At 69.0% G+C, this 3,093-nt stretch carries 2 protein-coding genes; both read left to right on the plus strand.

Annotated elements, in window-relative coordinates:
• Positions 1 to 273 precede the first annotated feature (273 nt).
• Positions 274 to 1,488: an IS110 family transposase gene (locus ACFYPN_RS33660; protein WP_389303707.1), complete on the plus strand. Its 1,215-nt coding sequence runs from the start codon at positions 274 to 276 to the stop codon at positions 1,486 to 1,488.
• Between the two features lie 326 nt (positions 1,489 to 1,814).
• The gene (locus ACFYPN_RS33665; protein WP_389303709.1) at positions 1,815 to 3,029 is read left to right on the plus strand and encodes an IS110 family transposase; all 1,215 of its coding nucleotides are present in this window, start codon (positions 1,815 to 1,817) and stop codon (positions 3,027 to 3,029) included.
• The last annotated feature ends 64 nt before the right edge of the window (positions 3,030 to 3,093 follow it).

The raw sequence follows: 3,093 nt of genomic DNA on the forward strand, positions 1-3,093 counted from the left end.
CCCCGTTATCTTTTTCGCGGTCCTGCAATGGGGCCGCTGGCCTCCGGGCCCGGCATGACTGTGTCCCCCTGTCGATCTTGATGACCTGGGGGGTGGTGTCACCGGGTCCGGAAGGTGCCGTCGGAGACGCTGATGAGAGGTCCGGCCACCGTCCGGTCCGGTGCAATGCCGGGCAGTTCGCGGGCGGCAGGTCTGCATAACGTGGATGCGCGCGTACGACACCAACGCCGAGGCCGGCACCGTGAACACCTCCTGGGGAGAGGGAGAGTAACGATGCTCGACACCACCGAAGCGGGCGTCTTTCTGGGCCTGGACGTCGGCAAGAGCGCCCATCACGGACACGGGCTGACTCCGGCGGGGAAGAAGGTCTTCGACAAGCAGCTGCCCAACAGCGAGCCGAAACTGCGGGCCGTGTTCGACAAGCTGACCGCGAAGTTCGGCACGGTGCTGGTGATCGTGGACCAGCCCGCGTCCATCGGCGCCCTGCCGCTGGCCGTCGCCCGGGACGCGGGCTGCCAGGTCGCCTACCTGCCCGGCCTGGCCATGCGCCGGATCGCTGATCTCTACCCGGGTGAGGCGAAGACCGACGCGCGGGACGCGGCGGTGATCGCGGACGCGGCCCGCACCCTGCCTCACACCCTGCGGTCGCTGGAACTCACCGACGAGATCACCGCCGAGCTCACCGTCCTGACCGGCTTCGACCAGGACCTCGCCGCCGAGGCCACCCGCACCTCCAACCGCATACGGGGCCTGCTCACCCAGTTCCACCCCAGCCTGGAACGCGTCCTGGGGCCTCGCCTGGACCACCAGGCCGTCACCTGGCTCCTGGAGCGCTACGGCTCCCCCGCCGCGCTGCGGAAGGCGGGCCGACGACGGCTCGTCGAGGTGATCCGGCCGAAGGCGCCGCGCATGGCCGCCCGGCTGATCGACGACGTCTTCACCTCTCTGGACGAGCAGACCGTCGTCGTTCCCGGCACGGGCACCCTGGACACGGTCATTCCGTCCCTGGCCCGCTCCCTCGGGGCTGTCCACGAACAGCGCCGGGCCCTGGAAGCCCAGATCAGCACCCTGCTGGAGGCCCACCCTCTTTCCCAGGTCCTGACCTCGATGCCCGGCGTCGGCGTCAGGACCGCCGCAGTCCTGCTGACCACCATCGGCGACGGCACCAGCTTCCCCACCGCAGCCCACCTCGCCTCCTACGCCGGCCTCGCCCCGACGACGAAGTCGTCGGGCACCTCCATCCACGGCGAACACGCGCCCAGAGGCGGAAACCGGCAGCTCAAACGGGCCATGTTCCTGTCCGCCTTCGCCTGCATGAACGCCGATCCCGCCTCCCGGACCTACTACGACAAACAACGAGCCCGCGGAAAGACCCACACCCAAGCCCTCCTCCGCCTCGCCCGCCAACGCATCAGCGTCCTGTTCGCCATGCTCCGCGACGGCACCTTCTACGAGCCACGAATTCCGACCGTCACCCTCGCCGCATGAACAGGACCAAAACCCCCGAAACCGACAAAGCAGGCTTGACGAACGACATAGAGGCACGTTATCTTTTTCGCGGTCCTGCAATGGGGCCGCTGGCCTCCGGGCCCGGCATGACTGTGTCCCCCTGTCGATCTTGATGACCTGGGGGGTGGTGTCACCGGGTCCGGAAGGTGCCGTCGGAGACGCTGATGAGAGGTCCGGCCACCGTCCGGTCCGGTGCAATGCCGGGCAGTTCGCGGGCGGCAGGTCTGCATAACGTGGATGCGCGCGTACGACACCAACGCCGAGGCCGGCACCGTGAACACCTCCTGGGGAGAGGGAGAGTAACGATGCTCGACACCACCGAAGCGGGCGTCTTTCTGGGCCTGGACGTCGGCAAGAGCGCCCATCACGGACACGGGCTGACTCCGGCGGGGAAGAAGGTCTTCGACAAGCAGCTGCCCAACAGCGAGCCGAAACTGCGGGCCGTGTTCGACAAGCTGACCGCGAAGTTCGGCACGGTGCTGGTGATCGTGGACCAGCCCGCGTCCATCGGCGCCCTGCCGCTGGCCGTCGCCCGGGACGCGGGCTGCCAGGTCGCCTACCTGCCCGGCCTGGCCATGCGCCGGATCGCTGATCTCTACCCGGGTGAGGCGAAGACCGACGCGCGGGACGCGGCGGTGATCGCGGACGCGGCCCGCACCCTGCCTCACACCCTGCGGTCGCTGGAACTCACCGACGAGATCACCGCCGAGCTCACCGTCCTGACCGGCTTCGACCAGGACCTCGCCGCCGAGGCCACCCGCACCTCCAACCGCATACGGGGCCTGCTCACCCAGTTCCACCCCAGCCTGGAACGCGTCCTGGGGCCTCGCCTGGACCACCAGGCCGTCACCTGGCTCCTGGAGCGCTACGGCTCCCCCGCCGCGCTGCGGAAGGCGGGCCGACGACGGCTCGTCGAGGTGATCCGGCCGAAGGCGCCGCGCATGGCCGCCTGGCTGATCGACGACGTCTTCACCGCTCTGGACGAGCAGACCGTCGTCGTTCCCGGCACGGGCACCCTGGACACGGTCATTCCGTCCCTGGCCCGCTCCCTCGGGGCTGTCCACGAACAGCGCCGGGCCCTGGAAGCCCAGATCAGCACCCTGCTGGAGGCCCACCCTCTTTCCCAGGTCCTGACCTCGATGCCCGGCGTCGGCGTCAGGACCGCCGCAGTCCTGCTGACCACCATCGGCGACGGCACCAGCTTCCCCACCGCAGCCCACCTCGCCTCCTACGCCGGCCTCGCCCCGACGACGAAGTCGTCGGGCACCTCCATCCACGGCGAACACGCGCCCAGAGGCGGAAACCGGCAGCTCAAACGGGCCATGTTCCTGTCCGCCTTCGCCTGCATGAACGCCGATCCCGCCTCCCGGACCTACTACGACAAACAACGAGCCCGCGGAAAGACCCACACCCAAGCCCTCCTCCGCCTCGCCCGCCAACGCATCAGCGTCCTGTTCGCCATGCTCCGCGACGGCACCTTCTACGAGCCACGAATTCCGACCGTCACCCTCGCCGCATGAACAGGACCAAAACCCCCGAAACCGACAAAGCAGGCTTGACGAACGACATAGAGGCACCCCCCCG

It is taken from the genome of Streptomyces sp. NPDC005576, assembly GCF_042871745.1.
In the GTDB taxonomy this organism is placed as follows: domain Bacteria; phylum Actinomycetota; class Actinomycetes; order Streptomycetales; family Streptomycetaceae; genus Streptomyces.

Bases quoted from the DNA above. Each gene is read 5' to 3' on its own strand.
- ACFYPN_RS33665 (WP_389303709.1), top strand. From the start codon at position 1,815: ATGCTCGACACCACCGAAGCGGGCGTCTTTCTGGGCCTGGACGTCGGC.
- ACFYPN_RS33660 (WP_389303707.1), top strand. From the start codon at position 274: ATGCTCGACACCACCGAAGCGGGCGTCTTTCTGGGCCTGGACGTCGGC.